At 39.3% G+C, this 3,446-nt stretch carries 3 protein-coding genes; all 3 read left to right on the top strand.

The window, feature by feature from the left end; genetic code table 11:
* The first annotated feature begins 143 nt into the window (after positions 1-143).
* Genes B5F87_RS20165 through B5F87_RS20155 form a run of 3 tightly spaced genes read left to right on the top strand, consistent with a single transcriptional unit; the run spans position 144 to position 3,346 of the window.
* Positions 144-1,367: a tyrosine-type recombinase/integrase gene (locus B5F87_RS20165; protein WP_087284427.1), complete on the top strand. Its 1,224-nt coding sequence runs from the start codon at positions 144-146 to the stop codon at positions 1,365-1,367.
* Complete coding sequence (locus tag B5F87_RS20160) at positions 1,360-2,337, top strand: tyrosine-type recombinase/integrase (protein ID WP_087284424.1); 978 nt, start codon at positions 1,360-1,362, stop codon at positions 2,335-2,337. The genes B5F87_RS20165 and B5F87_RS20160 overlap by 8 nt, the downstream gene beginning before the upstream one ends.
* Complete coding sequence (locus tag B5F87_RS20155) at positions 2,327-3,346, top strand: tyrosine-type recombinase/integrase (RefSeq protein WP_087284421.1); 1,020 nt, start codon at positions 2,327-2,329, stop codon at positions 3,344-3,346. Before B5F87_RS20160 ends, B5F87_RS20155 begins: the two co-directional genes overlap by 11 nt.
* Positions 3,347-3,446: the final 100 nt, after the last annotated feature.

Below are 3,446 nucleotides of genomic sequence, written 5' to 3'. Positions count from 1 at the left end.
CATTATCCCAGAAGTATTATTATCCCAGAAGTAAGTCTTCATGTGGCATAAATGTTGCTTTTTACAGTATATTTCTTGAATAACGATAGTACTCCTTTACAATGAAAATGTAACTAATTCATCTCATTATAAAGGAGGCGCATATGGGAAATATAATCTTACCATTTGATGAACTGATGAAAGCAGTTCTGGAGCAATTAAAATCTCAGAAATACATGGATTCAACGTTGACTGTATATCAACGAACCTACAATCGCATCCATATTTTTCTGAATCATCATGACACGGACATATACACTCCTGAATTAGGCAAAGCATTTCTTGCCAATTCAGATGTCAGCAAATCCACCCTAGTAGCTTATGCCTGTGCAGTTCGAAGGTTGGATGACTACATTGACGGAAAACCTTATAGGTGCCATCATGGTGACTATCACGAACAGGTCCCTTTGGTGTTTGAAAACACTTTGAACGGATTTCTACAAGAATGCATGGCTAAGGGTAATAAACCGACTACGATCTGCTTAAAAGAAAGAACATGTATATCTTTTTTAAACTTTGTGGAAAATGCAGGTTGTTTTGACTTTTCCCAATTAAACACTGGTATCATATCACAGGCCTTGCTTACATTCTCCAATAAGGATGCCTATGCACGTATCCGACAATTCCTGAATTATCTTGCTGAAAAAGGCCTCATAGAGGCGGATCTTGCCAGGATTGTTCCACACTATAAGAGAGGCGCAGTACTCCCTACTACATATAGGCCAGATGAAATCAGCAGGATTGAAGCTGCTGTCGATACCAATACTACTATTGGGAAGAGAAATCTTGCCATCATCCGATTGGCATCACGGATGGGATTCCGTGCAGGCGATATTGCAAAGCTTAAACTATCGGAAATCAACTTTAGCACGGGATGCATTAGTATAACCCAGGAAAAGACAGGAATGCCTCTCACACTGCAGATGCCTTATGAAGTTGTGAATGCTATTTCAATGCATCTTGAAAATGATAAATACTCTTTAGAAGACGGGTACGTATTTCATAGCATGAAGGCTCCGTATGACCGTATTACTACAAGCATCATACGACATGTTATAAATAAATGTTTTGTTGCAGCAAATGTCAATACAGCGGGGAAAAAGCATGGTCCACATGCATTTCGGTCATCGCTCGCAAGTTCAATGGTAAATGATAATGTATCTTATGAGGTGGTTAGAAGGATACTGGGACATTCAAATCCAGATGTTATCAAGCATTACGCTAAAGCGGATATTGAGAATCTGCGGATGTGTTCCATAGATCCTCCGATCCCTACAGGAATTTTCCGTGAGTATCTTTCTGGCAGGGAGGTGATCCCTCATGTTTAATAGCATTTACTCAGATCAGTTATCACAATATTACGGGCTGCGTCGGGAAACATTGAGTGAAAGTGCAGAAAAACACGAATTATGCTATTTGCGTCGCTTTGACTCGTATGTTTCCAACCGGTTGGATTCTCCCGGACACATCACGGAAGATTTCATCAACGAATGGATTGGTTCCCTTTCGGGAAAAAGCAGTTCTATTGAAAACGAAATCATTGTAATACGTCAGTTCCTAGAGTTTCTCAAATATACGGGAGAAAGTGTCGCCATACCGTCCATACCAAAAGTTCATGATGACTATATTCCATATTTATTTAGCGATACGGAATTGAATGGTATTTTCGAATCTGCTGATAACATCGTTCAAAAGGATGCAAAGTCTGATCCTTATCTGGTGATAGAGTTTCCGGTGATTCTCAGGCTCTTATATAGTTGTGGCCTTCGAATCGGTGAAACGGTTAAAATAAGTATGAACGATGTAGACCTGGATGATGGCATTCTACGTCTTATCAACACAAAAGGTAATAAACAACGGTTAGTTCCGATGTCTCCTTCCATGGCAGATATCCTATACAAGTACTGTATGGCAATGAATCTTATCGGTAGTAAGAATATATGGCTTTTCCCATCCTCTAAAAACAAGGGGCATATATCCGCCAGGGCAGTAAAATATAGATTTGAGCATATACTTCATAATAATGGCATTCAAGTCTCTAATCGGAAAAAATATGAGCGAGGTCCATGCCTGCATTGTATGCGGCATGTGTTTGCTTTTAAATCTTTTGCAAAGGCAGAACGGGAAGGAAGGCACCTTGATGATGCTGTTCCCTTCTTGTCAGTTTACCTTGGACATGAAAACATTAATGAAACGGCCAAATACCTTAAATTTAGCAATGAGTTGTTTCCGGAATCCATCGATTCCTTTGGCAGATTTATGAGTGATCTGCTGCCGGAGGTGGACTATGAAGAATAAAAAAGTTTCTTTCATGGATCACCTTGAGTGTTATTTCAATATATATTTACCAACTGTAAGGGGCTTATCTCAATCAACGATAACTTCGTATAAGGCAACATTCCGTATACTTATGGAATTTTTATATACCGTAAAAGGCATCCCTTCTGACAGAGTGGAATTCAGCACTCTGGATGACAAGCTGATCATAGAATTCTTAAACTGGCTGGAATCAGAACGTAATTGCAGTGTCAGCACAAGAAATCAAAGGCTCTCTGCTATTGCGGCATTCTCGATATATGCCCAGAACAGGGATTTTGGTTCCGCAGTTATTTTTAGGAACTGTGTGCTGAAAGTTCCAAAGAAGAAAGTTCCTCGCAAAGGGAGAAGCTCATTCACAAAGAATGAGATTAAAATCTTATTCGAATTACCTGATCCAAGGAATGAAATCGGATTAAGAGACAAGACTTTGCTGTGTTTTATGTATGCTAGTGGTACAAGAGCACAGGAGGTATGTGATTTAACAGTCGGGGACATACAGTTCTATCCTGACAGAGCCGGTATCAACATACACGGTAAAGGTCAAAAGGTGCGCCGTATAGGTATTCCATGTGATGCTTCAAATATGTTGAAAAAATATATTGTACATCGTAGAATAATAAATTACACAGAACGGCATGTATTCTCTAGTCAGAGACATGAAAAGATGTCCGTATCCTGTATTGAGGAAATATATTCCAAGTATATTGACAAGGCGAAAAGTAAGTATCCTGATATGTTCAGATACAACTACACACCACATTCCATGAGACACACTACTGCCACACATATGCTTGAGGCAGGAGTCCCACTTATTGTTGTTAAGAACTTTCTGGGACATGTATCCTTGCAGACTACTCAGATATATACAGAGGTAACACAGGATACGATGAACAAACAGCTTAAATTATGGAATGACAAATGGTTTCCCATGGATAATCCTTTTGAACACACGGATAAAAAAAGTAACATACCCGAATTCTTAAGGTAAAAAGTAGTTATTATTATTCGAGATCCAAAACGGAGAACTGCTGATTTACGCTGAGTTTGGCAGTTCTCTTGGAATAACAATACTTCTGGGATAATGGGCC

This window comes from Eubacterium sp. An3 (assembly GCF_002159465.1).
GTDB classification, from domain to species: Bacteria; Bacillota; Clostridia; order Lachnospirales; family Lachnospiraceae; genus Anaerobutyricum; species Anaerobutyricum stercoris.
This window is presented reverse-complemented; position numbering and strand designations above follow the sequence as displayed.

What these genes read in the sequence shown, in the direction of transcription:
- B5F87_RS20165 (WP_087284427.1), top strand. Translation starts at nt 144, where the DNA reads ATGGGAAATATAATCTTACCATTTGATGAACTGATGAAAGCAGTTCTG.
- B5F87_RS20160 (WP_087284424.1), top strand. Translation starts at nt 1,360, where the DNA reads ATGTTTAATAGCATTTACTCAGATCAGTTATCACAATATTACGGGCTG.
- B5F87_RS20155 (WP_087284421.1), top strand. Translation starts at nt 2,327, where the DNA reads ATGAAGAATAAAAAAGTTTCTTTCATGGATCACCTTGAGTGTTATTTC.